Raw genomic sequence first — 347 nt, 5'->3', positions numbered from 1 at the left:
TTTCAAGAAATGCTTTCAAGAAACATTATCAGGAAAATATTCTGAGAAAATGTACAGAAGATCTGTACTCGCTTTTCCGTATCTTTGCAGTTATTTCGGAGTTTTTTCTTTATGCTATCTGCTTTCTAAATTTATTGCAGGAATTTATCTTTATATCGAGCAACTTTTCGATATTCATTTTTGCTGCAATACCTTTTGCTGCTCCTGGTACCGATGTAATGACCCCTATATCGAGTTCTTCACGCAGCTCGCGCATAACGTGCTCGTCTACGAGGTCCATCTTATCGACTCCAGGTTTCTTTGCGACGTACTCTTTTGCAGATACTCCGTCACATAATCGCCGAAAA

At 38.9% G+C, this 347-nt stretch carries 1 pseudogene; it reads right to left on the bottom strand.

Features of this window, described 5'->3' with window-relative positions:
• Nucleotides 1-109 precede the first annotated feature (109 nt).
• Nucleotides 110-347, bottom strand: a pseudogene (locus BP861_RS07990) (hypothetical protein); the annotation flags it as partial.

The organism is Methanosarcina sp. UBA411 (genome assembly GCF_002495725.1).
GTDB lineage: Archaea > Halobacteriota > Methanosarcinia > Methanosarcinales > Methanosarcinaceae > Methanosarcina.
The sequence above is the reverse complement of the archived record's forward strand: the minus strand, read 5'-3'. Positions and strand labels throughout refer to the sequence as shown.